Genomic DNA, 26,077 nt, shown 5'->3' with positions numbered 1-26,077 from the left:
TATGAAAGTTTTATATTTTGGTGGACAAAAAAGTGGTAAGTCAAACCTTGCGGAGTTAAAAGCCTTAAGCCTTGCATCAAACAAGCCTTTTTATATAGCAACCTATGATAACTCTTATGATGATAAAGAGATGCATAAAAGAGTGGATAAACACAAAAAGAGTAGGGAAGATAATTTTACAACTTTAGAAGAGTCAAAAGATTTAACTAAATTGATAAAAGAAAAAGAGACTTATTTAGTAGATTGTATCTCTATGTGGATATTTAATAATATTGAAAAAGAGGAAGAAGAACTTTTAAAACAACTAGAGACTTTAGATCAACTAGATTGTAATATAGTTTTTGTTTTAAATGAAGTAACTTCAGGAGTAATCCCTTTTGATAAAGATAGTAGAAGATTTGTAGATTTAACTGGAATCATAGGACAAAAGCTTGCCAAAATCTGCGATGAGGTGTATGAAGTTAAATTTGGACTTGAAAGTAGATTAAAATAGATGAATAATATCTCAATATTTGGTACAAGTTCAGATGCGGGAAAATCAACCCTTACTTTTGTAATAGCAAAAATAATCCAAGATATGGGCTTAAGTGTGGCTCCTTTTAAGGCTCAAAATGTTTCAAACAATGCCTTTGTGTGTGATGATAAAAGTGAGATTGCAGTTGCACAATATTTTCAAGCTGGGATTTTAGGAGTAAAAACCTCATATCACTTAAATCCAGTATTATTAAAATCGGGTCGTGGTAGTGCAGCTTCTCTTATAGTTGAAGGTAAGGTTGTAACAAATAAAGATGTTAAGGAATATTATAGGGATTTAGACATACTTAAACCAGCTGTAAAAAGATGTTTTGATTATCTTGATTCAAAGTATGATGTTGTTGTTTGTGAAGGAGCTGGAAGTCCTGTTGAGCTTAATCTTATGGATAAAGACCTTTCAAATATCTTTATAGCAGATGAGTACAATACAAAAATCATACTTATTGCAGATATAGAAAAAGGTGGGGTTTTTGCATCTATTTATGGAGTATATAATTTACTACCTAAAAAGTTAAGAGAAAATGTAATAGGTGTAATTGTAAACAAGTTTCGTGGGGATTTAATTCTTTTTGATGAGGGGGTTAGGATTATCCAAGAGGAGTTTAAAATTCCAGTTTTAGGTGTGCTTCCATATACACCCTTTAATTTTGGCTTTGAAGATTCACAAAGCTTAAAAAACTATATTCAAAACAAAGAAAAAGCAATCATAAATGTGGGAGTAATCTCATATCCATATATGAGTAATTTCAACGATTTTGAACCACTTGTATCAGATGATAATATAAACCTAGAGTTTATAGAGTCAAATATCCCTTTAGACAAATATGATATGGTTATTTTACCAGGGTCTAAACTTGTAATCAAAGATTTACTGTGGCTTAAAAAAACTGGACTTTTTAAAAATATTAAAGAGTTCAAAAAAGAGATTTTTGGTATTTGTGGTGGTTATGAGATGCTTTTTAACTCTTTAGATGATAAGTATGCCCTAGAAAATGAAACTCCTACAGCAGAAGAGGGGTTTGCTTTTATAGATGATATGATAGTTTTTGAAAAAAAGAAGATTTTAGAGAAAAAAGAGTATGAAATCTTTGATTGTAAAGTAAATGGCTTTGAGATACATCACGGTAACTCTTCAAAATACCCTTTATACTTTGAAAACAAAAATATCAAAGGAACTTTTGCCCATGCAATTTTTGATAATGATAGTTTACGAAACAAACTTTTTAAAGCTATAGATAAAAACTATCAAGGTTTTGATTTTGAAGAGTATAAACAAAAAACTATAAATAGTTTTATCTCACAATTAAAAAAGAGAATTGATATAGAAACTATAAAAAAGAGTATTTATGAATAATATAATTCTTGGGCTAAAATTTGTATTTAGTTACTTTTCTATCCTTCCTGTAAGTTTTAAAAAAGATGATGATATATCAAGAAAAGAGGTTTTAAACTATACAGTTTTCTTCTTACCCTTTGTTGGTTTAGTTTTAGGAAGTTTTACAATACTTCTTTACTCACTACTTGATTCAATCCCAATATTGGCTGCTATTATTGCTACTTGTGTTTATTTTATCCTTTATGGTTTTATACATACAGAGGCAATACTTGATGTGGCAGATGCAATATATGCAAAACATAGTGGCAAAGATGCCTATAAGATCATAAAAGAGCCAACAGTTGGTGCAATAGGAGTTTTATACTCAATTATCTTTGTAGTTTTAAAAATAGCTGGATTCTCATATCTTTTATATCATGACTATTTATTAGAGCTTGTAGCTATATTGATAATAAGTAGGTTAAGTGTTCAGTTTACAATCTATTTTTCTAGGTTTAAATCCCCATTTGTAACTATGATGTCAGATAGTTTTAAGCCAAAAAGTTTTTTAACTTCTATTATATTTTTTGGTTTTTTGGTTTTTTTATTTACTAATTTTAGTTTTCTTATTTTTATTCCTTTAGCATTTTTAATTGCTTTGTTTATTACAATTTTTTTGAAAAAAGCTTTAGGTTTTTTAAATGGAGATGTCTTAGGTTTTATTTTAGAAAGTATTGAGATACTATTAGCTTTAGGAGTTTGTTTTTATGTCTAAGATTACTCTATTAAGACACGCAGCTGTACCTGTAGAATATCAAAAGAGATATATAGGTTATGATAGTGATATTGGTTTGGATATGCAGTTGTTTGAACATTCAAAGATTGAAGAGTTGCTTTCTAAACAGAACTTCGATTTAATTTATACCTCAGATTTGAAGCGTTGTGTAGATACTGTAAAACATATAAGTGATGAATATATTTGTGATAATAGATTAAGAGAGATGAAATTCAAAAAAAATATAGAGGGAAAATCTTTTGAGGAAGTAGAGCAAAATGATGATTACAAACAAGAGTATTTAGAAAATATAAATACTTGGTATTCATATATTTGTGAAGAGCCTATAGAGTCTTTTGAACAAAGAATAAAAGAATTCTTAAACTCACTTCCAAAAAACAAAAAAATATTGATTTGTACCCATGGTGGTACCATGAGAATGCTTCACTCTTTACTTATGAATAAAGATTATACTGATTTCCTTTTTAAGATTGATTATCTAGATGCTTTTAATTATAATTTGGACTTATATTTAAATCATAAGTTTATTTAATCATAATTTCAACTTAAACGATATATAATTCAAAATTATAATGGTTTGATCTTTGATTTAATACTTTTTGGAAGATGCGCGAACACTATATTACTATTTTTAATAAACTTTTCATTTTCATATATGGCAATGTCCAGTGTCATATTTGATCTTTTAAAAGTTAACAGTTTTATTGTTTGATCTCTATCTTGATATGATAAATTCATAGGTATTAAATTGATTATTGGTTTTTTAGCCATAATTCTCCTTCTTTCAAACCATTATAAATAAAGATTTCTTTAAAGGATTTTATATATGAGTCAAACTGAACATATTAAATCAATACCTTCTGATAGGTTGCAGTTTTTTCCAATTATGATGTTTGCTATTGTTATGGGGTTTACTGGTTTATCAATTGTATTTCATAAAATGCATGAAGTTTTATATTTCCCAACTATAATTGTTGAGATTTTTGGTTATATCTCTTTGGGGCTATTTTTAGTAATTTTATTTTTTTATGTAAAAAAAATCATTACTTATAAAGAAGAGGTAAAAAAAGAGATGACACATCCAGTAAGAGTAAATTTCTTTGCAGCTATATCAATTTCACTTCTTTTATTATCTATTTTTTTTAGACATTCTATCAGTGAATTATCAAATGTACTTTTTGTTACAGGTGCTTTATTACACTTCTTTTTTACTTTTTATACAATTAAGTATTGGATAAATAATAACTTAGAAATTCACCACTCAAATCCAGCTTGGTTTATCCCTATTGTTGGTAATATTATTGTTCCTATTGCAGGAAAAGGTTTTGTATCAGATTCAGTTTTATACTTTTTCTTTTCTATAGGTATTTTCTTTTGGATTATTCTTTTTGCGATTATTTTAAATAGAATTATTTTCCATAAGCAATTTGCACCTAAATTTATGCCAACTCTATTTATACTTATTGCACCACCAGCAATTGGATTTGTGGCTTATATTAAATTAACTTCAAGTTTAGATTTTTTTGCCCATATCTTATATAGTTTGGCTTTATTTTTTACAATTTTAGTATTTGTAATGTATAAAAACTATATCAATATCAAGTTTTTTATTTCATGGTGGGCCTTTACATTCCCTATGGCTGCAATTAGTATTGCAACTATTTTAATGTATCAGTTAACTCATGAAAATATATATGCAATTTTATCTTATATATTTATGGCAATTACTATTTTTGTAGTTTCATTAGTTGCAAAAGAAACAATTGTACATATGTTTAAAAAAGAGATTTGTATAATGGAATAATAAAATATAAAGCGTTATAATTCATTTTTTTAAAGGTAATATTATGAATTATAACTATATAGGTAAAAGTGGACTAAGAGTAACTCCTATTTGTTTAGGAACAATGACATTTGGAAGCTCAACAAATAAAGCTGAAGCTTTCAAAATAATGGATAAAGCTTATGAAAGAGGAATCAATTTTTTTGATACAGCTGAAATCTATCCAGTACCCCCTAAGGCTTCTTATGAAGGTACAACTGAAAAAATTGTAGGTGAGTGGTTAAAAAGTAAACCAAGAGAATCAATCATTCTTGCATCAAAAGTAGCAGGTGCAGCTTCAGGATGGTTTGTTCCGCCTACAAGACATGGTCTTACTGCAATTGATTCTTTTCATATAAAAAGAGCAGTTGAAGGAAGTCTAAAAAGATTAGATACTGATTATCTTGATTTATATCAAATGCACTGGCCGGATACAATTGTACCAATTGAGGAGAGTTTAAAAGCTTTTGACGAATTAGTTCGTGAGGGTAAAGTTAGATATATTGGAACTTCAAATGATACTGCATATGGACTTACTAAAGCAAATGAAGTTTCAAAATATAAAGATTTAGTTAGATTTGAATCTATTCAAAATAATTTCTCATTATTAAATCCAAGATTTCATGATGAATTAGCGAACATATGTTTAAGAGAAAATATCTCTTTACTACCATATTCACCAATTGGTGGCGGCGTATTATCAGGAAAATACAACAGTGGATTATATCCAGAAGGGTGTAGATTCACTGCATATGCAAAACACCAAAATCCAAGAGTACAAGCTCAAGCTTCAAGATTTGTAAATGAAAAAACATTAGAAGCAACAAGACAATACGTTATTTTGGCAAAAGAGTATGGAGTTTCTCCTGTTACATTAGCAGTTGCTTATTCTAAGCATTTTAAATTTGTTGCATCTACAATTATTGGTGCAAGAGAGTTATCACAATTAGATGAATCATTAGCAGCACTAGATTTTGAAATTGGTCAAGAATTGATGTCAAAAATACAAGAGATTCAAAAAGAGATTTTATATCCTATGGGCTAAACTTAGCCTTAGGATTAAAAAGAGGATTGAAAAGGTATTGATATTGTAAATTCTGCACCTTTATAAGTTTTATCTTCGTGTGTATATTCAAGATTTGATACTTTTATATCTCCATTAATATTGGTAATAATCTGTTTACACATATATAAACCTATTCCTGTCCCTTTATCACCTTTTGTTGTGAAGTAAGCTTGAAAAACTTTCTCTTTAAGTTCTTTAGGGATTCCACCTGCATTGTCTTTTATTTTGATATAAACAATGTCATTTTTTAAATAAGCAGTAATAAATAACATTCTTTCATCTTTAATTTTAAACAATTCATCAATTGCATTTTTTATTATGTTTATTGTTACTTGTAAAAGTTCATTTTCAAAACCATAAATTTCAATGTCATCTATTTTCGTTATTAATTTTATACTGTTGTTTTTAACTTGAGTATTTAAAAGTTTAAATGTTTTATCTAATACAGTTTTTATTTTAAATACAGATTTGATTTTATTTGGTTTAAAAAAGTTTCTAAAATCATCTATTGTTGTAGCTAAATGATTTACTGAATTGTCAATATTATCTATAGCTTCATTTATTTGTTCAGGAGTGCTAAAATTATCATATTCTTTGTTAAGTTTTATCAAACTATTAGAAGTACTTATTAGATTTAAAGGCTGTTTCCATTGGTGTGCAATATTGCCAATCATCTCTCCCATAATAGCCATTTTTGATTGTTGAATAAGAAGTTTTTCTTTTTCAATTGTTTTGTCAACTTCTTTTTCTATCTCTTCTTTATATTCATTAAATCTATTATAAATAATTCTTGAAATATAAAATGAAAATAAAATTAATATGAGAGTAACAATAAAACTTATAGTGATGATTTTTTGTATAATCTCTTCGTATCTTCTTTTCAGTACTATCTCTTTATCTTTTATCTGATCTTTTAATTCTTCAAGGTAAAATCCAGAAAGTATTACCCAATCCCATTGTTTGAAATAACTTATATAAGATATTTTTTCTCTATTTTGATTATTACCATTTGGCTTGTAAGAAGCTATATAAGATAAAAATCCATTATTTTTTTCTTTTGCAAAATTTATAATATCTCTTATATAATAGTTTCCATTTTCATCTTGAAGATTAAAACCATTAGTTCCTATTTTATCTTCTTTGAAGTATGATAAATACTCACCTTTATCACTTAGAATTGTTATATAACCATTATCATTAAATCTAATTCTTTTTATTTTATCTAGAAGTCTTTTTTGAATTGTTTTTTCAAAATCTACAATATATTCACCAGTTCCTATCGCAACATTGTAAGGTTCAAAATATTTATAAAAACTCATTTTTTCATAAGCTGTTTTATCAGTTTGAGATTTGTACCAATAATATTTATCAAAAGTTTCAGTTTTATTTTTAATTGTTTTTATGATTTTTTTTACAAAGTTATATCCGTGTGGATCTTTAAAGTTGGAAAAGTCTTTTCCTTCAAAGCTTTTATTTGTTGGTTGAAGAAGTTTTATACCATTTATATCATCAATAAAAATATATCCTCTTCCATTATTGTATATAATACTTCCAAGTGTGTTTTTTATAGTTTTGAAAATCTCTTCTTTTGATTTTCCAGTTTTTAACTCTTCTTTATATATATTTGAAGCTATTGTATGGGCTTCATAAACTTTATTTTTTAAAGATTTTTTTAAATTTTGTTCTGAAATACCAATTTCATAGTTTATAGAATCAATAACTCTTTTTACTTCATCTTTAACATTTCTTTTATTATCATTTAGAAATTTAATTTCAAGATTACTTATTTCATCAATTAATTCTTTATTCTTGTATTGAATAAAAATATAGGTAAATATTACAGATAGTAATACTATAGGAATGACTGCACCATATTTAATTATATTAATAAGTGTTTTTTCAGTTGTTGTATTTTTTTTCATGTTGCTCAGGTGTTATAAATTTATAAAATGAATAATTATTCTACAGTAATTTTAATTAAAATATTCATATTAAAATTGATAGAAAGTACTATTTTTAGGTATAATTAAAATCAAAGGATAATAATTATTATTTGTATGATAAATTGATTTAAATAAACATTATTTTAAAAAAGAGAATAGATGCAAGAAGAGTTAACAAAAGAAGCTTATAAAATAAGATTTGAATATTTTAATATATATGAAAATAAAGAAAATAAATGGCATGAAAAATATAAAAATCATAGGCTATATTCTCTTGTAGTTAAGAGTTTAAAATATAACTATAAAGAGATAGGTTTAATGATGCCAAAACTAATTGAGGAAGAGATTTTTCTTAATTAATTCAAAAAATTCCAATTTTGTATAAATTTTATTTTCAACTAAAATATAGAAAGAATTAGCATAAATTCAAATGTATTTTGATTTGTTACTTTGTTAAGTTTAAGTATAATTTCTCTTTTGTATAAGGAAGTAAAAATATGAAAATAAGAGTCTATTATGAAGATACAGATTGTGGTGGGATAGTTTATTTTGCAAACTACTTAAAATTTTGTGAAAGAGCTAGAAGTAATATATTTTTTGAAAAAGGCTTGTCTCCTCATCAAGATACTGAGTTTTTTGTTGTTAAAGGTATTGAAGCTGAGTATATAAAATCTGCAAAATTTGGTGACCTTTTAGATGTTACTACAAAAGTACTGTCAAAAACTGCTGTAAGAGTAGAAATATTACAAGAAGTTTATAGAGAGAATGAACTACTTTTTTTTTCAAAAGTTAAGTTAGTTTATTTAAAAAACTCAAAGCCTGCAAGAATTCCAAAACAAATTTTAGAAATTTTTGAATAAATATAATAAATTTAGATTTCTTTAAAGCTTGATTTTTTCCTTAATATAATAAATAAAATTTATTATTTTTTAATAAATAACTTTTAAAATTAGAAATAATGTTTTTGTATTCTTTTCTTTTATTTTTTTTTAGATAAAATACGGGCCTTTATAAATAATTATTAATTATAATTTAAAATAATGTTGGGATAAATCGTTTATGGCTAAGTATGTAATTGCATGTATTGATAATAATATTGAAGTATTAGATACATTATATAATAAAATATCTAGAATAGTGGATTCTGATTATATAGTAGAAAGTTATATTAGTACAGAACAGGCCTTAATAGGTTGTTACAACTACATAATTGCAGGAAATGAAATACTTATTACTATATTAGGAAATGATAATTCTAAGATGGATTGTGATAAGTTCGTTATTGAATTATATAAAAACTCACCAACTACAAGAAATATACTTTTTGAAGATATTGTTAGTATCGATTCTTTATCTAAAATAATAAATAATGCCTCAGTTTATCAAATCATCCCAAGAAAATTTGACACTGTAGATTTTGAATTAATAATATTAGAAGCTATTAAGCAAAATGCACAAGATAGAAGACTTATGGACTATCAAAGAGTATTAGAAAGTGCTGTTGAAAAAAGAACAAGAGAGTTAAATGATATAAATGTAAAACTTGAAGTTTTAGCTACGACAGATGCTTTAACAGGTGTAAGTAACAGAAGAAGCTTTTATGAATCGTCTGCTCCAATGGTTAATTATGCAAGACGTGAAAATAAAAAACTAGCTATATTAATGATAGACATTGATAAGTTTAAAATGATAAATGATATTTTTGGACATTCAGCTGGAGATAAAGTTATTAAAGAAATGGCAATAAAAGCTAGAGATACCTTAAGAAAATCAGATATTTTCGGAAGACTTGGTGGAGAAGAGTTTGCTGCAGTTTTACCAAATACTTCTGAAAGAGGAGCTTTAAAAGCTGCTGAAAATATTAGAAATGAAATTGAAAATTTAGAAATAGAAACTTTAAAAGAGGAAAAAATAAGGTTTACAGTAAGTATTGGAGTTACAATGCTTCATCATGACGACCCAAATCTTGAAACAATACTTCATAGAGCAGATTTAGCTTTATACGAAGCAAAACGTCAAGGAAGAAACAAAGTTTGTCTTTCTAAAGATGACCTTAACGAAGATAATTGATACTAATTTTCAATAAATAACAAGTTCTAAAAGGCTACAATAACACTTTTAATTACTATACAAAGGACAAATTAGTGTTAGAAGTATTTGTTATTTCTTATTGTTTATATTTTTTAGTTTCTATATATACATCATTTATGCAAATAGGTTTTGTTAAAAATGCAAAAAATATGAAGCCTATTATTTTAGATGAAAATAGATACGCTGAAGCAGCGAATTATACAATTGAAAAAGAAAAAGTTACAATTGTTTCATCGTTTTACAGCTTTATTTTATTTATTATTTGGATTGGTTTTGGTCTAAAAACTTTAGACTCTTTAATTTTAATAGAATCAAGTATCTTAAAAGCTGTGGTTTTTATCAATTTATTTATTATTATAAATTGGTTACTTGGCTTACCTTTTGATTTATATTCAACTTTTAAACTTGATAAAAAATATGGTTTTTCAAATATGACACCAGCTTTATTTATAAAAGATACAATAAAAACTGGTATTTTATTTTTATTATTTGGTTCAATTGTAATTGCTGCAATCTCTTGGATTATAGGTAACTTTTCTACTTGGTGGATTTGGGGATTTGTTTTTATTTTTTCAGTTATTATTTTAATAAATATGTTGTATCCAGTTATTAGAGATAAGATGTTTGATAAGTTTGAAGCTTTAAAAGATAAAGAATTGGAAGAAAAAATTATAAACTTGTTAAATCAAGTTGGTTTTAAAAGTTCAGGTGTTTTTTCTGTTGATGCAAGTAAAAGAGACAATAGACTAAATGCATATTTTGGTGGTTTAGGTAGTACAAAAAGAGTAGTGCTTTTTGATACTTTAATTGAAAAATTATCACATAATGAATTGTTGGCAGTTTTAGGTCACGAATTGGGACACTTTAAAAATGGAGATATATTAAAAAATATTGGTATCATGGGTGTAGTAATGTTTGTTTTCTTTGCTATATTTGGTAACTTAAGTGATGAGATATTTTTAGGTTTAGGTTTAAATAATGAACCATATGCAATCATCGCAGTATTTTTACTATTTTCTCCTATTCTTTCATTTTTCCTTATGCCTTTGATTTCATTGATTTCTAGACACAATGAATATGCAGCAGATGAGTTTGGATCAAATATGCAAAGTAAAGAGGATTTGATAAGTGCTTTATTAAAACTTGCCAATGAGAATAAATCATTTCCTTTATCTCATCCTTTATATATTTTCTTTTATTACTCTCATCCACCTTTAGTTGAGAGATTTAAAGAACTAGGTTATAATGTTCATGAAAATAGTGAAGAAGCTCTAAAAGACAGTATTTACGCCGATGCAAATTGATAGTAATCTATTTATAGTTATATCATTTTTAATAGGTTTAATTGTTTCAGGATTAGTGATTTGGCTAATCTTGCGACAAAAAGTAAATACTTTAGAAGAAAAACTTGAATTAATTAAAAACTCTTATGAAGAAAAAATAGAACTACTAGAAACAAATTTTGCGGATACAATTGAATATGAAAAAAGTAAAGCCAAGATTAAATACAACTCTTTGCTTGAATCTTTTAAAGATAAAAAAGAACAATTAAAAAATGAATTTATAATTAAAGAAGAGAATTTAAAAGAAAAAATAGAACTTTTAGAAAATTCAAAACTTAGATTAAAAGAGGAGTTTGAAAATCTTGCAAATAAACTTTTTGAAGAAAATACTAAAAAATCTTCAAATAACTTAAATCAGATGTTAAATCCATTTAAAGAGCAATTAGCCTCTTTTGGAAAAAGGGTAAATGATATCTATAATGAAGAAACAAAACAAAGAGTTTCATTACTTACTGAGATTAAAAATCTAAAAGATCTAAATAATCAAATTTCACAAGATGCCATTAATTTAACTAAAGCTTTAAAAGGTGAAAATAAAACTCAAGGTGATTGGGGAGAATTAATACTTTCTAAAATCTTAGAACAAACAGGTTTAAGGGAAGGGGTAGAATATAGTACACAAGGCTCTTACACCGATGAAAATGGAAAAAGACTAAGACCAGATGTAATTGTGCATCTTCCACAAGACAAAGATATAGTTATTGATTCTAAAGTATCACTTAGTTCTTATTTGAAGTATACAGAAGCACAAAATGATGTGGAAAAAGAGCTTGCAACTAAAGAGTTAATAAAATCAATATATACTCATATAAAAGGTTTAAGTGTTAAAAGTTATGAAAATATTGATGCTGTTAAAACATTAGATTTTGTTTTAATGTTTATACCTATTGAAGGGGCTTTTATGTTAGCTGCTTCAAATGATAATAATCTTTTTAAAACAGCTTTTGAAAACAATATTATGCTGGTGTCTCCTTCAACTTTATTTGCAACATTAAGAACAATAGAAAATATATGGAGATATGAACATCAAAATGAAAATGCATTATTAATCTCTAAAAAAGCAGCTGATTTATATGATAAGTTTGCAGGTTTTGTAACTGATATGGAAGCTATTGGACTTAATATAAATAGAACTAATAAAGCTTATGATGATGCTATGAATAAATTAACTACAGGTAAAGGTAATCTTATAAGAAGAAGTGAAGAGTTTATTGAACTTGGTGTTAAAACTAAAAAAAGAATTGACTCTCAAAAACTTTTAGAAGATTAAAACTAAAAATAAGAATTTTTAAGGAAAAACCTTAAAAACTCTATGTATTATATTTTTGTTTTTTTATAAATAAAGATAAATAGATTCCTACACCTATAAACAATGCACCTATTAAATGGTAAAGATGTGGTATCTCATCTAAAAATATAAATGCTAAGCTTGCTCCAAAAAGAGGCATAAGATGGGTAAATTGTCCTGTTTTTTCTGCACCTATCTCTTCTATCCCTAAATGCCATAAATAAAAAGATGTTAAAGATGCAAATACTGATACATATACAAAAAAATACCAGTTGTTTTGTAAAATAGTTAATTCTCTTTGTATTGAATATCCTTGTATTAGATACCAAGGTAATAAAAATATAAATCCAACATATACAATTAATATAAACAGTTCAAGGTGTGTTAATGCTTTAGGTTTTAGCTTTATAAGTGTTGAGTATGTTGCCCAAGTTATAGAACTAGCAATAATCCATAAATCACCTTTTGTAAACTCTAAGTGAAATATACTTGACAAGTTACCCTTTAATACTAAAAATATTACACCAAAAGTTGATAATAAGATTCCTATTGTTTGAAGTTTTGAAATTTTTGTTTTTAATATTAAAAAAGAGAGTATTAAAATCAATATAGGAATAATAGAATTAATTAATAGTGCATTTGTAGCAGTTGTTGTATGCAATGCTATATATACTAATGTATTAAATAGAGTGATTCCTATAAAAGCTAAAAAAGAAAGAAATAAAAAATTCTCTTTATATACTTTAATAACTTTTTTAATATCTATTTTAAACAATAAAGGAATTGTTAATATTACAACAAATAGCCATCTAAAAAAAGCTAATTCTACTGCTTGCATCTCTGAGCTAACAAATCTTCCTAAAACAAAATTTCCAGACCAAAATAAAACACAAAGTCCTAATAATAAATATACTTGTCCCTCTTTCATTGTTATTTCAATTCATCTAGTAATAATACATCAACTAAATCATTAGCTTTTATATCTTCACTATCTTCTTTTTGAATTAATAAGGCAGGTGTTCCTAACATATTTGTTAAAATTGCACTAGTTCCTTGTTTTTTACCATCAAAATCAATTTTATATTCACCATCTTCATATTTTATATTACAAGCAGTAAATACTGTTTTTGGCATTTTTCGTGGAAAGTCTCTATCAATTTTAGCTTTAACTATTTTGTGTGTCTTTTTAGTACCCATAAATTTGTATATCGTTGGGATAAGATATAAGATAGCACACACTGTTGAAGAGTATGCAAATCCTGGTAATGAGATAATAAGTTTATTCTCTTTTTTAGCAATTAAAAGGGGACCACCTGGTTTAACTTTTACCCCATGAAATAAAACTTCTGCACCTAATCTTTCTTTTACTACATCTTGAACAAAGTCATAATCACCTTTTGATACTCCACCAGTGGTTACTAATATATCTGATACTTCTAAAGCATTTGTCATCATCTCCGTTATAGTATCCATATCATCTTTTACTATACCCATTTGAACAGTATTTGCTCCAGCTTTTTTTGCTAAGGCTTCAACAGTAAGATGGTTAGAACTTCTTATTTGTGCATTATTTATTTGTTCTTCACCTATATCTAATATCTCACTACCTGTACTAGCAATACTTACTACAGGAGACTTTTTAACATATATTTGTCCAATATTTAATGAAGCCAAAACGCCTATCTCTGCATAACCTACAACAGAACCTGCTTTAATAAGTATTTCCCCTTTTTTATAGTTTTCACCAATACTTCTTACAGCAAACCCTTTCGGTACACTATTTATTATATAAATTTTATTATCTTTTACTTCAACATTTTCTACAGGTATTAAAGTATCTGCACCTTTTGGCATAAGTGAACCTGTAAAAGTTTTAATTGTAGTACCTAAAACAACTTCAGAATCTATTACTATACCAGCTGGATTTTTATCTATTATCTCTATAAATTCATTTTTTTGATCTTCAAATTTTATGGCATAACCATCCATACCCGAAGTAGGGTGCTCAGGTGAATTACTATTCGCTATTATGTCCTCAGCAATGGTTCTACCGAGTGCATTGATTAAAAAAAGTTTTTCCTTATTTTTTCCTTTAAATTCCATATTACTTAGTATTGTTAAAGACTCATCATAATTGATATATTTTTTCATATTTTGCTCCATAAATTGTTGACGGAATATTAACATATACTAAAAAAAAGTTCACTTTAGAGGTCTAATTTAAGTAATTTTTATGTTTAAAATAGCATCTAAATAGCAAGTTATATTAATTATGTTACGAAACGAAATTTTTTAAAATATTACATGAAAAATAATTGACTTAAGGAAAAAATGTCGTAATAATAGATACATCATTATATAACAAAAACTTATATAATTGGGTGTTATGATACGTATAAGTTTAAGTAAATTTACTTTTAGGGTAGCCATCATTAGGGCAACTTATAACTATTATAAGTAAAGTAGATTTATTTTGGGTTTGGCGTTAGTAACTGATTTTTTAAGGAGGAATAATGACGGAAGTTATCAAAAATTCTGAAAAAGAACTTTCAACTGTAGATAATAAAAAATTAAGCAGAAGAGACTTTTTTAGAAAAACTGCAGTTTATTCAGCGGGAGCTATTGCTGCAGCAAATGTTTTATCTCCAGTAAAACTAAAAGCAGATGATGCTACTATAGTTGAAGAAGCTGAATGGGGAGTAAAACTAGGTGATCCGGTTACTAAAAATCTATATGGAATACCTTCACCTTATGAACACAATAATACTAGAAGAACGACAGATCTTTTATCATCAGGTGATGCATATGCATCAGTATCGATGTGTCCTGTACATGAGTCTGAGGGGATAATAACTCCAAATGGTCTTTTCTTTACAAGAGATCATGGAGGAACTGCACATGTAGATCCAAGTAAATTTAGATTAATGATTCATGGAAAGGTTAAAAGAGAAGTTGTTTTAACTTTAGATGACTTAAAAAAATATCCAAGCGAAAGCAGAATTTACTTTATTGAGTGTCCTGCAAATGGTTCAACAGGATGGAGAGGACCACAATTTAATAATCTTCAATTTATGAAAGGTATGATGAGTTGTGCTCAATGGACAGGAGTTATGCTTAAAACTGTATTAGATGATATTGGTTTAGAGGATGATGCAGTTTGGATGTTATCAGAAGGTAGTGATAATGCTGGAAATCCAAGAACAATACCTGTTGAAAAAGCTTTAGATGATGCAATGCTTGTTTGGGGACAAAATGGAGAAGCATTGAGACCTGAACAAGGTTATCCATTAAGACTTATTGTTCCAGGTTGGGAAGGTAATCTAAATACTAAATGGTTAAAAAGATTAGAATTTTCAGATAAACCTTGGCATTCTAAAGAGGAAACATCTAAATATACGATGTTACAAAAAACTGGAAAAGCAATCCAATATTTTTGGCCAAATGAAGTTAACTCTGTAGTTACTTCACCATGTCCTGAAAAACCTTGGACTAACCTTAAAAAAGGTGATTTAGTTGAAATCGAAGGTTTAGCTTGGTCTGGTCACGGTACAATTAAGCATGTTGATATTTCTTTTGATGGTGGTGACAATTGGATTGAAGCTAGTTTAAAAGGATTAGTTTTACCAAAAGCATGGACAAGATTCTCTTATATCTTTAAATGGGAAGGGAAACCAATGTTTTTATCTAGTAGAGCAGTTGATGATGCAGGTAATGTTCAGCCAACTATTGATCAAGAAACTTCAGTAGTGGGTGTAGAATCTGTATATCATAGAAATGCAATTGTTACATGGGAAGTAAAATCGAATGGGGAGGTTAATAATGTTCACATTAGAAAACATCACGCTTAAAAAAACATTAGTTGGTTTAAGTATAATTGCTACATCATTATTAACTACTGCATGTGCTTCAAATAATAGCAGATCTGTTGATGGAGCTGTTAAATATGAAGTAAAAGATGGTAAATATACTTCGTATCATGTAAATACTCAAAAAGTAGAAAAATATAATCATGGTAGAACACCTACAAAAACAGAAATAGCAGCATGGAATATTGATGTAATGCCTGATGGAACTGGACTACCTGAATTTGATACAAAAAATGGAAAAATTGTTCTTGATGAAGATGGTAATCCCAAAAAAGCTGAAGGTTCAGTAGAATGGGGTAATGAATTATACGATTCTCAATGTGCAATGTGTCATGGTGAGTTTGGTACAGGTGGTAAAGGTTATCCAACATTATCAGCTGGAACTTCTTCAACAGATTCATTAAAAAATCAATTATTAAATCCAGCAGATAAAAATCCAGGTGTTGAACCACCAGTTAAAACTATTGGTACATATTGGCCATATGCAAGTACATTATTCTGGTATATTCAAGATGCAATGCCATTCCCTCATCCAAAATCATTGTCAAATAGTGAAACTTATGCTTTAGTTGCATACTTACTAATGGAAAATGGTATTGAGATTGATGGTGAAGAGCTTGATGAAGAGTATGTATTAGATAGAGAAAACTTTTTAAAAATAAAAATGCCAAATAAAGATGGATTTTATCCAAATGTAGACACACCAGAAGATCCTAAAAAAGGTGTAGAAAATATGAAAGCATTTTTAAGTGATTCTAAAAATTATGGTGCAGGTACAAGATGTATGACAGATTGTATTAAAGGGGAAGTACCAGTTCTTAGAATAAAAAATGAACTTAATGACTTTGAACCACCTGCATCTACTGAAAGATCATGGAAAGTTGCTGGTGCTAAAGAAGTTACTCAAGCTGAAAAAGATTATCAAACTTATTGTGCAGCTTGTCATGCAAATGATGCAATTGGTGCACCTGTAGTTGGAAACAAAGATGCTTGGGAAGCAGTTTTAGCAAAAGGTAAAGATGCTGTTTATGCTAATGGTATTAATGGTATTAATGCAATGCCTCCTAAAGGTGGTGTTGATTTATCAGATGCAGATTTTAAAAAGATTGTTGATTTTATGATCAACTCTAGTAAATAAAGGAGAAAGCAATGAAATTAATCAAAAGTTTAGCTGTAGCAACAGCTATCAGTGCACTTGCTGTTACTTTATCTTCAGCTAATGAAGATTTAGTAAAAAAAGGTGAAAAGATTTTTAATACTAAAAACTTAGGTAATTGTTTAGCTTGTCATGATGCAAATGGAAAAAATATAGATGGACCAGGAAGCATGGGACCAAAATTACAGGCTTTAAAATATTGGCCTGATGAAGCATTATATAACAAGATATATAATCCTAATACTGATAATCCAATTTCACAAATGCCTGCATTTGGGAAAAATGGATGGTTAAGTGATGGTGAAATAAAAGCAGTTATTGCTTATTTAAAAACAATAGATTAATAAATTTAAAAAGGAAAAGATATGATAAACAGAAGAAATTTTTTAGGTTTAGGTTTAGGTGCATTAGCTGTTTCAATGGCGCCAACTACACTAAGTGCTGTTAATTTTAGAGAAACAAAGCCTAAGGCATTTACAGCAACTAAAGTTGATGTAGCAATTAAAGAGTTATTTGGAACATCTACTACAGTTGAAGGTGGAAGTCTTGAATTAAAAGCTCCAGATATTGCTGAAAATGGTGCAGTTATTCCTGTAACAGTTACTGCAAAATCAGGTTCAAAAGTAGCAATATTCCAAGATGCTAACCCTGAAGCTACTGTTGCTGTATTTACAGTACCAGAAGGTGGAATTATTGATTATTCTATTAGAATCAAAATGGCAAAAACAGGAAAAGTTACAGCAGTTGTTGAAGATGGTGGTAAATTATATTCTTCATCTAAAGATGTAAAAGTAACAATCGGTGGATGTGGTGGTTGATTTAGTTCAATTATCATAAATGATTAAATAAATTTTACAAAATTAAAAAATAGAAAAAAGGAATTATAATGGCTAAAACTAGAATTAAAGCAAAATTAAAAAAAGGTGTTGTAACTGTTAAAGCTCTTGCTAAACACGATATGTTAAGTTATCAAGAAGCTGAAAGAGCAAAAAAAGAAGCAAATTTTATTACTTATGTTGTTGCAAAAGTAAATGATAAAATAGTATATGAAGTTTCTACGAGTCAATTTTTATCAAAAAATCCTTATATGAAATTTATGTTCAATGCAGATGCAGTTGGAGCTAAAAAAGGTGATAAAGTAGAGTTTTCTTGGGTTGATTTAAAAGGTAATACTCAAGTAGATAACCAAAAAATTAAATAATTAATCATTCTTTTGAATGGTTAAAAAGACTTAAGGAGATATGTATGTTATTAAAAATTGCAAAAACAGCTGCACTTGTTGCAATAGCTGCTTGTACATTAAATGCTTCAGATTTTAATGCACAAGCTGAAAAAGATAGAATTGCTTTAATAAAATATTTTGAAGCAAAATTTGAAGATCCATTAAAAAATAGAAATACTTTTTTCCCTTATTCTACAGATGATGAGTTGAAAAATAATTTTATAAGTGGATTAAAATTCCAAGATTTTTCGGAAGGAAATTATTCTTTTTCTAAAAATGGAAGAATGTCTTACGAAGAGATTAAAGAGTTTCCTCCTACTGAAGAATTTGTTGAATATGGAGAAGCATTATATGAAAAGCCATTTGCAAATGGTAAATCATTTCAAGATTGTTTCCCTGATCCAGCACAAGCTGGTTCAATGTATCCATATTTTGATGAAACTAAAAAAGATGTACAAACTTTAACTGTAGCAATTAATCAATGTCTTACATCAAATGGTGAAAAAGCATGGAAAACTACAAAAGGTAAAATTGCTCATTTAGAAGCATTTTTTGTTAAGTCTGCACAAGATGAAGAAAAAATTATTGATGTAAAAATTAATAGTGCTGAAGCAGCAGCGGCTTATGATAGAGGTAAAGAGTATTATTATACTCAAAGAGGTTATCTTAATTTAAGCTGTGCTGAGTGTCATGTTCAAGGTGCTGGGCAAAGAGTTAGAAATGAAAGTTTATCTCCATTTTTAGGACAAGTTACACACTTCCCTGTTTATAGATTAAAATGGGCAGCTGCTGATAAAAATAATGATGGTTTAGGAACTTTAGAAAGAAGAATGTCTGGTTGTATTAAAGATCAAGGTCAAGTACCACCAAAAAATGATTCTAAAGAGATGAAAGAACTACTATTTTTCATGGCATATATGTCAAATGGTATGAAAATTGACGGTCCAGATATAAGAAAATAAGTAGGAGATTATTATGAAGAAAATATTAAATTTATCACTAGTAACTGCAGCAATGTTTTCATTGACTGCGTGTGTAAGTTCTTCTTCACCAAGTATAGCATCTGCTGTCAATGAAGATGAAAAAGTAGTATGTAGTGTAGAAAAAAATGGAATTGAAAATGTTATTGCAACAGCAAAAAAATATAATGAAGTTGCAAAAGCAAAAGGTCTAGAATTTAGAAGACTTACAGTAAATAATTCTGATTTAATTATCTCAGTTGAAGAGGCAATTAAAACAGGTGCAAAAGAGGTAAATCCTATGACTTTTAAAGGTAAACCATCAAAAACTAAGCTTCCTACTGATTATGCAGCCCAAAGAGCTTGTAAGTTTGCAATAGCTGCTTTAGCTCAATCTGCTGAGAGTAAAAAAACTTGGAGATTAGCTGTTCCAGGTGATGGATATAAATACTAAAAATTAAAGTCAAGATCTTTCTTGACTTTTTTTACTTTTAAATTAGATATGAAATGAAATTAAGGATAAAACAGATGACAATTCTAAAAAAATTACTTGTTGCATCAGCTATAGCTGGAATTTGTTCTGTAAGTGCTATGGCAGAAGGTGATGAAAAATTTGTTCCAATTTCAAAAGGTGTTAAATCAATTGAAATGAATCTAAATGGAGAAAAATTTACCCTTATGAGAAATCAAACAGCAGGTAATAAAATCTCACCATTATACGATACTACAAATAGAGGAACTCCTCAGCCTATGACTTTAGCGCCAGGTGTTGAAACTGTAGGTGAAATAGAGTTTATAGAGTATATGAAAAAAGCACAAACTGATAATACTATTGCAATTATCGATTCAAGAAAGCCAGGATGGTATGCTAAGCTTAGAATACCAGGTGCTGTAAATGTACCTTATACTAACTTTGATGAGAGAGATACTGCTATAGAGATGATGGAAGATGAAATGGGTGTTATTGAAAAAGATGATGGAACACTTGATTTTTCTAAAGCAAAAACTTTAGCTTTATATTGTAATGGTTATTGGTGTGGACAAACTCCAGGTATGGTTAAAAATGCAAAATTCGCATTATTAAAAATGGGATATCCTGCTGAAAAAATCAAATACTACAGAGGTGGTATGCAAGCTTGGGCATCTTTAGGTTTTACAGTAGTAGGATCTGGTAAGTAATTTAGAATGTCTCTAAATTTATTTGAAGGGATTAATTAAATGAGTAAATTAAGTAGAAGAGAATTTGTTTATATGATGGCAGTACTAGGTGCTGCACCAGTATTTGCTAATTCACATACAAGGATGACAGACACTAATAAGCTTGAGGATTATTATAAACTTAAGCCATTTGGTAATGCTAGACTTATGCATATGACAGACTCACATGCACAACTTTTGCCAGTGTATTTTAGAGAGCCTAGTGTAAACTTAGGTTTTGATGGTAATTTTGGAAAACCACCACATATTGTTGGTGAAAAATTCTTAGATTATTATGGAATAAAAGGAAATAAAAGATTAGAATATGCTTATTCTTGTGTAAACTTTGAAAAGCATGCAAAAGCAATGGGTAGAACTGGTGGTTTTGCACAAATCAAAACTGTAGTAGATTTCTTAAGAAATAACTTTGGTAAAGAAAAAACTTTATTATTAGATGGTGGAGATACTTGGCAAGGAAGTGCAACTGCTCTTTATACTAGAGGTAAAGATATGGTTGGTGCCATGAACCTTTTAGGTGTAGATGTAGCTGTTGGACACTGGGAATTTACATATAAAGCAGAAGAAGTTTTAGAAAATGTAAAAATGCTTGATGCTGAGTTCTTAGCTCAAAATGTAAAAGTTAAAGAGGATGCTTTATTTGAAGAAACTGATATTGCAATGCAAGCATATGATGTGGATGAAGGTTATGCTTTTAAACCATATACTATTAAAAAATTAGGAAATGCAAGAGTTGCTATTATTGGTCAAGCATTCCCTTATACTACAATTGCAAATCCTCAAAGATTTATTCCTGATTGGACTTTCTCTATTAATGATGAAAATATGCAAGATATTGTAGATGAAATTAGAGAGAATGAAAAACCAGATGCTGTTATTGTGTTATCTCATAATGGATATGATACAGATAAAAAGATGGCTGAAGTTGTAACTGGAATAGATTTTATCATGGGGGGACATACACATGATGGAGTTCCTGAAGCTTATCCTGTAAAAAATGAAAGTGGTGTTACTTATGTTTGTAATGCAGGTTCAAATGGAAAATTCTTAAATGTACTTGATTTAGATATTCAAAATGGAAAAGTAAAAGATTTTAAATTTACACTTCTTCCAATTTTCTCGGATCTTATCCCTGAAGATGCTTCAATGAAGAAATATATTCAAGATGTAAGAGCACCTTTTCTTAAAGAGTTAACAAGAGAGATTGCAACTACAGAAGAAACACTATTTAGAAGAGGTAACTTCAATGGTTCATGGGATCAAATTATTTGTGATGCATTGACTGATATAAAAGATGCGCAAATCTCTTTATCTCCTGGATTTAGATGGGGAACATCAGTTATGCCTGGTCACGCGATCACATTTGATGACCTGATGACTCAAACTGCAATGACATATCCAGAAACATATGTAGCAGATAGAACAGGTCAAATGATAAAAGATATTTTAGAAGATGTAGCAGATAACTTGTTTAATCCTGATCCATTTTATCAACAAGGTGGTGATATGGTTAGAACGGGTGGTATCTCTTATAAGATTAACCCAACAGCAAAAATGGGAGAAAGAATTTCTGAGATAACACTTACTAAAACAGGAGAAAAAATTGTTCCTAGCAAAAATTATAAAGTTGCAGGTTGGTCTACAGTTGGATCTAAATCTCCTGGTGAACCAGTTTGGGAAACTGTAGAAACTTATTTAAAAAATGTTAAACATATAGCAAATTTAAAAGTTGATACACCTGATATTGTAGGTATCAAAGGTAATCCTGGAATCGTTTAATTAAATTAAGAAGAGATAATTTTATCTCTTCTTCAATTTAATAGATATTTGTTTTGAAGTATCTTTTAAGTTGAAGGAGAAAAGATGATTAGAAAGGGATATTTTTTACTATTTTTTATTTTTTTAGTAGTAAATTTAAATGCAGATTTTAAAGAGGGTGAAACATTATTTAAAGATAAATGTTCATCATGTCATAAATCATATATTTCATTTAAAAAATTAAAAGAGAATTTTTTTGAGAGAAACAACACTTTACTTAATTTAACAATACCTACAGAGAATATGTTAGCTTGGGCAATTATGGAGAGTAGTAAAAAAATTGGTGACCCAAATGACCCTGATATGAGACCAATAGAGATTGAAGAGTATCTTAAAAATTATTTAGCAAATCCTGATTTAAATGACAGTATTTGTGATGCTCATATATTAAAATATTATAAGAAAAAAGAACCTATGGAAATTAGTGATGAAGAAGCTGAACTTTTAGCACAATATTTCATGGGCTATAAAAAGAATAGATTAAAAAACAATCCTAAACCAGTAAAAATTTTGACTAAAGATTATGATGAAAAAGAGATTTTAGAAAAAGCTGTAAAAGAGGGTAAACAAATTATAGTATTCGCTACTTCACAAACTTGTTATTTTTGTAAGAAAATGAAAAAAGAAGTTTTATCTTTAACAGAGGTAGAAGAAGCAATAAATGAAGATTTTATTTTTTTAGAAGTAGATGTTGATTTTGTAAAATTGCCATTTGATTTAAAAAAACATTTTAAGGGGATGACTCCTACATTTTTCTTTTTAACTACGGGTGGTGAGCTTTTGCATACTTATCCTGGAGCTTGGGTTAAAAAAGATTTTTTACAAATATTAAAGGAAAACTTATAATTATGAAAATAATAGACACTTTTAGTGCAAAAATTGGACAAAGTGGACTACCAAGACCACAGGTTGATTATTTAGAATTAGTATTTGATTTTGGTATAAAAGATGATAAATTTGCGGGTGATGATTTAGATAAAACAGTTATGATAGTTGGTACATATAGTTATGATTTAGCAAAAGAATATTTTATAAATTTAGAATTTGGAAGTTTAGGAGAAAATATTCTTTTTGATTTTAATCCCCATGATTTAGCTGTTGGAACTAGAATCAAAATTGATGAAGCTATAATACAAATTACAGAAAAGTGTACTATTTGTAACCATTTATCAGTTTTTGATAAGAAATTACCAAAATTATTAAAAAGCTGCAGAGGTTTATATTGTAAAATTGAAAAAAGTGGTATGATTTCTAAAAATTCTAAAGTTGAAATATTAGACGAAAATATCAATGAAATTGCATCATAAAGGAATAAAATGAAAAAAATTATATTATTAGTATTTATTACTATATTTAGTTATGCCCAATCAACATTTAGTGACCCACAACCTACATTTGATGAACCAAGAAAAGTCGCTATTCAATTATATGACTCTGATTTAAAAAAAGTGAATCATAATCTGAGTACTATTTATAATATCTTAAAAGAGTATCCAGAAGAGAGTCTAAAGGTTGTTGTAATCTCTTATGGCAATGGTGTTAGAGCTTTAAAAAAAGATTATGATAAAGATACTTTAACAAGAATAAATTCTTTAATGGAATATGATGTTGAATTTATTGTATGTAAAAATACAATGGAAACAATGAATTGGACTAAAGATGACTTTATCGATGGTGTATCTTATGTTCAAGCAGGTATTGTTGAACTTATAGAGAGACAAGTTGCTGGATATGTTGGCATAATTGCTTACTAAACTAATATAATAAATAACTACATTAAATTTAGTTTCTATATTTATAATAAAAAATAAATATAGAACTAAGCCTATTTTTATAGAATAAATCAAACACAAAAAAGGAGTTAAAATGTTTAAAAAAGTTTCATTATTACTACTAGTTTTTGTTTTCTCATTAACTTTAGAAGCAAATAAAATTAGTAAAGAAGAGTGTACTAAAGACAATTTCATTTTTGCAGGTGGGGAGTGTATTGAATATAGAGCTTATAAGGGGGAATCTAATGATAGAATTGTTGTGATTGTTCATGGAACTTGGGATGAAGGAACTAATACTTTAGGAAGATATGCTCCTTTTGCTGAAACTATGAATATGAATACAGATTTAACTACAATTGCTGTTGCTCTTCCTGGTTATTCAGGTTCTTCAACAAATAATTTTACATCTTTAGCTCATAAAGGTGTTAAAAACTTAGCAGCAAAAAAAGAGTATGTTTTATTTTTGGGAAAATTGATTAAAGCATTAAAAGAAAAATATAATGCTGAAGAAGTAACATATATCGGACATAGTGCTGGAGCTATGATGGGAGCTACTTTAATGGGTTTAAATCCAGATTTAGTTCAAAATATTGCATTAGCAGGTGGAAGATATGATATTCATAAAGATGAAAAAGGTGATTTAATCTCTTTAGTTGATGTTATAGATGATGTTAATAAAGAAGCAAAATTTCTTTTTATTTATGGAACAAAAGATGAAATCTCTAAACCTGAAGTTACAACATCATTTTATAAAATTGCACAAGAAAAAGGCTTAAATGCAAAATTAGTTAAAGTTGAAGGAGCAGGGCATATTGATTTAGATATGACTGATGCTTCAATAGAAGCTATAACTGAAATGTTAGAAGAGGAATAATTATTCCTCTTCATAAAACTCTAACTCTCTATATGCATCAAATACATTTCTAGAATTTAACTCATCATATAAAGCCTTATTTTTAAACTCTTCCATTTTTATAACTTTTGTTATGTTCTCAACTCCTACATCTTCTTCAATTGCTTCTAAAACTCTTTGTTTTAATAATGTAAAATATTGTTTTGTTTCATTTATTGCATTTTTACTTGTATCTAAACCATGACCTGGTACTAAATTTTTGTAGTCCATTTTTTCAATCATCTTTATAGCTTTTAATTGACCTATTACTGAGCCATCTCTATTAGATGTTATTCTTCCATTCATTACTAAATCACTTGAAAATAAAGTTTTTATTTGAGGTACATATACAAATAGGTCATCACTTGTGTGTGCTTTAGTTCCAACAGGAATAATTTGAAACTCTAATCCATTTATATTTAAAATAGTAGGTTCTTTTATCTCTTTATCTATTTTTACTATTTTTGTATTTTTTATTGCATCAGGTGTTAACATTTTGAACATTCTTGTTTTTGAGTTTTCTTCATAATGTTTATTTATTGCTGAAGAACCTACAAGTTTAGAATTAAATTTTTCTTTATGAAAAGATGCTCCTAACCAATGGTCGTCATGTTCATGAGTTAGAATAACTGTATCTACTGGTAAATTAGCAATCTTTTGCATCTGTTCATATGCTTGTTTTGCAATTTCATATGTTCCTCCAGAATCAATTAAAACATAACTTTTCCCTGTATTTACATAACAATGATTTGACATAAAACCACCATTTTGTTTTGATGGAGCTTCAAGCTTACCTAGAAAACACCATGTATTTTCATTTACTTTTTCAGGCTTAAGCTTGTAATCAAAACCAAATAGTGAAACGGTTCCTAAAATTAAGATTGAACTGATAGTTTTTTTCATTTTATTCCCTATATTATAATTATAAAATATTATATAAACAAAAAATTAATATATAATTATATTTTATAATTAGGGT

At 27.9% G+C, this 26,077-nt stretch carries 29 protein-coding genes; 24 read left to right on the top strand and 5 right to left on the bottom strand.

All coding sequences use genetic code 11. The features are described from left to right. The first annotated feature begins 1 nt into the window (after position 1). Genes ACKU4C_RS07490 through ACKU4C_RS07475 form a run of 4 tightly spaced genes read left to right on the top strand, consistent with a single transcriptional unit; the run spans position 2 to position 3,177 of the window. Positions 2-493, top strand: coding sequence for a bifunctional adenosylcobinamide kinase/adenosylcobinamide-phosphate guanylyltransferase (locus ACKU4C_RS07490; RefSeq protein ID WP_321315819.1), 492 nt, complete (start codon positions 2-4; stop codon positions 491-493). Beyond that, the gene (locus ACKU4C_RS07485; RefSeq protein WP_321315818.1) at positions 494-1,888 is read left to right on the top strand and encodes a cobyric acid synthase; all 1,395 of its coding nucleotides are present in this window, start codon (positions 494-496) and stop codon (positions 1,886-1,888) included. Further along, positions 1,881-2,624, top strand: a complete 744-nt coding sequence (locus ACKU4C_RS07480) for an adenosylcobinamide-GDP ribazoletransferase (RefSeq protein ID WP_321315816.1) — start codon at positions 1,881-1,883, stop codon at positions 2,622-2,624. Before ACKU4C_RS07485 ends, ACKU4C_RS07480 begins: the two co-directional genes overlap by 8 nt. After that, positions 2,617-3,177, top strand: a complete 561-nt coding sequence (locus tag ACKU4C_RS07475; RefSeq protein WP_321315815.1) for a histidine phosphatase family protein — start codon at positions 2,617-2,619, stop codon at positions 3,175-3,177. The genes ACKU4C_RS07480 and ACKU4C_RS07475 overlap by 8 nt, the downstream gene beginning before the upstream one ends. Positions 3,178-3,212: 35 nt before the next feature. Here ACKU4C_RS07475 and ACKU4C_RS07470 read toward each other — a convergent pair whose 3' ends face one another. Beyond that, entirely contained in the window at positions 3,213-3,416 is a 204-nt protein-coding gene (locus tag ACKU4C_RS07470) for a malate dehydrogenase (RefSeq protein ID WP_321315814.1), read from the bottom strand. Positions 3,417-3,471: 55 nt separating this feature from the next. Between ACKU4C_RS07470 and ACKU4C_RS07465 the strand changes: the two genes are divergently transcribed. Both ACKU4C_RS07465 and ACKU4C_RS07460 read left to right on the top strand, forming a co-directional pair. Beyond that, complete coding sequence (locus ACKU4C_RS07465; protein ID WP_321315812.1) at positions 3,472-4,449, top strand: SLAC1 anion channel family protein; 978 nt, start codon at positions 3,472-3,474, stop codon at positions 4,447-4,449. A gap of 43 nt (positions 4,450-4,492) precedes the next feature. Next, entirely contained in the window at positions 4,493-5,512 is a 1,020-nt protein-coding gene (locus tag ACKU4C_RS07460; RefSeq protein ID WP_321315811.1) for an aldo/keto reductase, read from the top strand. Between the two features lie 14 nt (positions 5,513-5,526). On the opposite strand, the gene ACKU4C_RS07455 is transcribed toward ACKU4C_RS07460, so the two are convergent. Beyond that, positions 5,527-7,455, bottom strand: a complete 1,929-nt coding sequence (locus ACKU4C_RS07455; protein ID WP_321315809.1) for a cache domain-containing protein — start codon at positions 7,453-7,455, stop codon at positions 5,527-5,529. A 180-nt stretch (positions 7,456-7,635) separates the two neighbouring features. Between ACKU4C_RS07455 and ACKU4C_RS07450 the strand changes: the two genes are divergently transcribed. The 5 genes from ACKU4C_RS07450 (at position 7,636) to rmuC (ending at position 12,180) form a co-directional block, all read left to right on the top strand. Then, on the top strand, positions 7,636-7,836 hold the full coding sequence (locus ACKU4C_RS07450) for a hypothetical protein (RefSeq protein WP_321315807.1): 201 nt from the start codon (positions 7,636-7,638) through the stop codon (positions 7,834-7,836). Positions 7,837-7,973: 137 nt separating this feature from the next. Continuing rightward, the gene (locus tag ACKU4C_RS07445; protein ID WP_321315805.1) at positions 7,974-8,336 is read left to right on the top strand and encodes a YbgC/FadM family acyl-CoA thioesterase; all 363 of its coding nucleotides are present in this window, start codon (positions 7,974-7,976) and stop codon (positions 8,334-8,336) included. Between the two features lie 199 nt (positions 8,337-8,535). Then, positions 8,536-9,546, top strand: a complete 1,011-nt coding sequence (locus ACKU4C_RS07440; protein WP_321315803.1) for a GGDEF domain-containing protein — start codon at positions 8,536-8,538, stop codon at positions 9,544-9,546. Between the two features lie 74 nt (positions 9,547-9,620). Beyond that, positions 9,621-10,871 carry a M48 family metallopeptidase gene (locus ACKU4C_RS07435; RefSeq protein WP_321315801.1) on the top strand — a complete coding sequence of 417 codons (1,251 nt, stop codon included), beginning with the start codon at positions 9,621-9,623 and terminating at the stop codon, positions 10,869-10,871. Beyond that, positions 10,861-12,180, top strand: coding sequence for a DNA recombination protein RmuC (gene rmuC, locus ACKU4C_RS07430; RefSeq protein WP_321315799.1), 1,320 nt, complete (start codon positions 10,861-10,863; stop codon positions 12,178-12,180). Before ACKU4C_RS07435 ends, rmuC begins: the two co-directional genes overlap by 11 nt. 40 nt (positions 12,181-12,220) lie before the next feature. Here rmuC and ACKU4C_RS07425 read toward each other — a convergent pair whose 3' ends face one another. Both ACKU4C_RS07425 and ACKU4C_RS07420 read right to left on the bottom strand, forming a co-directional pair. Next, complete coding sequence (locus tag ACKU4C_RS07425; RefSeq protein WP_321315796.1) at positions 12,221-13,126, bottom strand: DMT family transporter; 906 nt, start codon at positions 13,124-13,126, stop codon at positions 12,221-12,223. Between the two features lie 2 nt (positions 13,127-13,128). Then, complete coding sequence (locus tag ACKU4C_RS07420) at positions 13,129-14,349, bottom strand: molybdopterin molybdotransferase MoeA (protein ID WP_321315794.1); 1,221 nt, start codon at positions 14,347-14,349, stop codon at positions 13,129-13,131. Between the two features lie 362 nt (positions 14,350-14,711). Between ACKU4C_RS07420 and soxC the strand changes: the two genes are divergently transcribed. The 13 genes from soxC to ACKU4C_RS07355 all read left to right on the top strand — a co-directional run bounded on the left by soxC (position 14,712) and on the right by ACKU4C_RS07355 (position 25,080). Then, complete coding sequence (soxC, locus tag ACKU4C_RS07415; RefSeq protein WP_321315791.1) at positions 14,712-16,046, top strand: sulfite dehydrogenase; 1,335 nt, start codon at positions 14,712-14,714, stop codon at positions 16,044-16,046. Further along, the gene (locus tag ACKU4C_RS07410; RefSeq protein ID WP_321315789.1) at positions 16,018-17,202 is read left to right on the top strand and encodes a c-type cytochrome; all 1,185 of its coding nucleotides are present in this window, start codon (positions 16,018-16,020) and stop codon (positions 17,200-17,202) included. The genes soxC and ACKU4C_RS07410 overlap by 29 nt, the downstream gene beginning before the upstream one ends. Before the next feature lie 11 nt (positions 17,203-17,213). Beyond that, positions 17,214-17,564, top strand: coding sequence for a sulfur oxidation c-type cytochrome SoxX (soxX, locus tag ACKU4C_RS07405; protein WP_321315787.1), 351 nt, complete (start codon positions 17,214-17,216; stop codon positions 17,562-17,564). A gap of 21 nt (positions 17,565-17,585) precedes the next feature. Continuing rightward, complete coding sequence (soxY, locus tag ACKU4C_RS07400) at positions 17,586-18,038, top strand: thiosulfate oxidation carrier protein SoxY (RefSeq protein WP_321315786.1); 453 nt, start codon at positions 17,586-17,588, stop codon at positions 18,036-18,038. A 68-nt stretch (positions 18,039-18,106) separates the two neighbouring features. Then, a complete protein-coding gene (gene soxZ / locus ACKU4C_RS07395) occupies positions 18,107-18,421 on the top strand; it encodes a thiosulfate oxidation carrier complex protein SoxZ (RefSeq protein ID WP_321315785.1) in 315 nt (104 codons plus the stop codon). Between the two features lie 44 nt (positions 18,422-18,465). Further along, positions 18,466-19,404 (top strand): sulfur oxidation c-type cytochrome SoxA, encoded by a 939-nt coding sequence (gene soxA / locus ACKU4C_RS07390; protein WP_321315783.1) that lies wholly within the window; start codon positions 18,466-18,468, stop codon positions 19,402-19,404. A gap of 13 nt (positions 19,405-19,417) precedes the next feature. Beyond that, positions 19,418-19,855 carry a hypothetical protein gene (locus ACKU4C_RS07385; RefSeq protein WP_321315782.1) on the top strand — a complete coding sequence of 146 codons (438 nt, stop codon included), beginning with the start codon at positions 19,418-19,420 and terminating at the stop codon, positions 19,853-19,855. Positions 19,856-19,929: 74 nt separating this feature from the next. After that, entirely contained in the window at positions 19,930-20,580 is a 651-nt protein-coding gene (locus ACKU4C_RS07380; RefSeq protein WP_321315780.1) for a rhodanese-like domain-containing protein, read from the top strand. 39 nt (positions 20,581-20,619) lie between these two features. Beyond that, positions 20,620-22,395, top strand: coding sequence for a thiosulfohydrolase SoxB (soxB, locus tag ACKU4C_RS07375; RefSeq protein ID WP_321315778.1), 1,776 nt, complete (start codon positions 20,620-20,622; stop codon positions 22,393-22,395). Positions 22,396-22,479: 84 nt separating this feature from the next. Next, complete coding sequence (locus tag ACKU4C_RS07370) at positions 22,480-23,280, top strand: thioredoxin family protein (protein ID WP_321315776.1); 801 nt, start codon at positions 22,480-22,482, stop codon at positions 23,278-23,280. A 2-nt stretch (positions 23,281-23,282) separates the two neighbouring features. Further along, positions 23,283-23,741 carry an MOSC domain-containing protein gene (locus tag ACKU4C_RS07365; RefSeq protein ID WP_321315774.1) on the top strand — a complete coding sequence of 153 codons (459 nt, stop codon included), beginning with the start codon at positions 23,283-23,285 and terminating at the stop codon, positions 23,739-23,741. Between the two features lie 9 nt (positions 23,742-23,750). Beyond that, entirely contained in the window at positions 23,751-24,188 is a 438-nt protein-coding gene (locus tag ACKU4C_RS07360; protein ID WP_321315772.1) for a DsrE family protein, read from the top strand. 112 nt (positions 24,189-24,300) lie between these two features. Next, complete coding sequence (locus tag ACKU4C_RS07355) at positions 24,301-25,080, top strand: alpha/beta fold hydrolase (protein WP_321315771.1); 780 nt, start codon at positions 24,301-24,303, stop codon at positions 25,078-25,080. Here ACKU4C_RS07355 and ACKU4C_RS07350 read toward each other — a convergent pair whose 3' ends face one another. Beyond that, on the bottom strand, positions 25,081-26,001 hold the full coding sequence (locus tag ACKU4C_RS07350) for an MBL fold metallo-hydrolase (protein WP_321315769.1): 921 nt from the start codon (positions 25,999-26,001) through the stop codon (positions 25,081-25,083). Positions 26,002-26,077: the final 76 nt, after the last annotated feature.

Origin of the sequence: Halarcobacter sp., from assembly GCF_963676935.1 — a bacterium.
Taxonomy (GTDB): domain Bacteria; phylum Campylobacterota; class Campylobacteria; order Campylobacterales; family Arcobacteraceae; genus Halarcobacter.
This window is presented reverse-complemented; position numbering and strand designations above follow the sequence as displayed.

Bases quoted from the DNA above. Each gene is read 5' to 3' on its own strand.
- rmuC (WP_321315799.1), top strand. From the start codon at position 10,861: ATGCAAATTGATAGTAATCTATTTATAGTTATATCATTTTTAATAGGT.
- soxB (WP_321315778.1), top strand. From the start codon at position 20,620: ATGAGTAAATTAAGTAGAAGAGAATTTGTTTATATGATGGCAGTACTA.
- ACKU4C_RS07385 (WP_321315782.1), top strand. From the start codon at position 19,418: ATGAAGAAAATATTAAATTTATCACTAGTAACTGCAGCAATGTTTTCA.
- ACKU4C_RS07465 (WP_321315812.1), top strand. From the start codon at position 3,472: ATGAGTCAAACTGAACATATTAAATCAATACCTTCTGATAGGTTGCAG.
- ACKU4C_RS07460 (WP_321315811.1), top strand. From the start codon at position 4,493: ATGAATTATAACTATATAGGTAAAAGTGGACTAAGAGTAACTCCTATT.
- ACKU4C_RS07365 (WP_321315774.1), top strand. From the start codon at position 23,283: ATGAAAATAATAGACACTTTTAGTGCAAAAATTGGACAAAGTGGACTA.
- ACKU4C_RS07470 (WP_321315814.1), bottom strand. From the start codon at position 3,416: ATGGCTAAAAAACCAATAATCAATTTAATACCTATGAATTTATCATAT.
- ACKU4C_RS07425 (WP_321315796.1), bottom strand. From the start codon at position 13,126: ATGAAAGAGGGACAAGTATATTTATTATTAGGACTTTGTGTTTTATTT.
- ACKU4C_RS07450 (WP_321315807.1), top strand. From the start codon at position 7,636: ATGCAAGAAGAGTTAACAAAAGAAGCTTATAAAATAAGATTTGAATAT.
- soxZ (WP_321315785.1), top strand. From the start codon at position 18,107: ATGGCTAAAACTAGAATTAAAGCAAAATTAAAAAAAGGTGTTGTAACT.
- ACKU4C_RS07355 (WP_321315771.1), top strand. From the start codon at position 24,301: ATGTTTAAAAAAGTTTCATTATTACTACTAGTTTTTGTTTTCTCATTA.
- ACKU4C_RS07360 (WP_321315772.1), top strand. From the start codon at position 23,751: ATGAAAAAAATTATATTATTAGTATTTATTACTATATTTAGTTATGCC.
- ACKU4C_RS07370 (WP_321315776.1), top strand. From the start codon at position 22,480: ATGATTAGAAAGGGATATTTTTTACTATTTTTTATTTTTTTAGTAGTA.
- ACKU4C_RS07445 (WP_321315805.1), top strand. From the start codon at position 7,974: ATGAAAATAAGAGTCTATTATGAAGATACAGATTGTGGTGGGATAGTT.
- ACKU4C_RS07475 (WP_321315815.1), top strand. From the start codon at position 2,617: ATGTCTAAGATTACTCTATTAAGACACGCAGCTGTACCTGTAGAATAT.
- ACKU4C_RS07380 (WP_321315780.1), top strand. From the start codon at position 19,930: ATGACAATTCTAAAAAAATTACTTGTTGCATCAGCTATAGCTGGAATT.
- ACKU4C_RS07420 (WP_321315794.1), bottom strand. From the start codon at position 14,349: ATGAAAAAATATATCAATTATGATGAGTCTTTAACAATACTAAGTAAT.
- ACKU4C_RS07480 (WP_321315816.1), top strand. From the start codon at position 1,881: ATGAATAATATAATTCTTGGGCTAAAATTTGTATTTAGTTACTTTTCT.
- ACKU4C_RS07440 (WP_321315803.1), top strand. From the start codon at position 8,536: ATGGCTAAGTATGTAATTGCATGTATTGATAATAATATTGAAGTATTA.
- soxX (WP_321315787.1), top strand. From the start codon at position 17,214: ATGAAATTAATCAAAAGTTTAGCTGTAGCAACAGCTATCAGTGCACTT.
- soxC (WP_321315791.1), top strand. From the start codon at position 14,712: ATGACGGAAGTTATCAAAAATTCTGAAAAAGAACTTTCAACTGTAGAT.
- soxA (WP_321315783.1), top strand. From the start codon at position 18,466: ATGTTATTAAAAATTGCAAAAACAGCTGCACTTGTTGCAATAGCTGCT.
- ACKU4C_RS07485 (WP_321315818.1), top strand. From the start codon at position 494: ATGAATAATATCTCAATATTTGGTACAAGTTCAGATGCGGGAAAATCA.
- soxY (WP_321315786.1), top strand. From the start codon at position 17,586: ATGATAAACAGAAGAAATTTTTTAGGTTTAGGTTTAGGTGCATTAGCT.
- ACKU4C_RS07455 (WP_321315809.1), bottom strand. From the start codon at position 7,455: ATGAAAAAAAATACAACAACTGAAAAAACACTTATTAATATAATTAAA.
- ACKU4C_RS07490 (WP_321315819.1), top strand. From the start codon at position 2: ATGAAAGTTTTATATTTTGGTGGACAAAAAAGTGGTAAGTCAAACCTT.
- ACKU4C_RS07410 (WP_321315789.1), top strand. From the start codon at position 16,018: ATGTTCACATTAGAAAACATCACGCTTAAAAAAACATTAGTTGGTTTA.
- ACKU4C_RS07350 (WP_321315769.1), bottom strand. From the start codon at position 26,001: ATGAAAAAAACTATCAGTTCAATCTTAATTTTAGGAACCGTTTCACTA.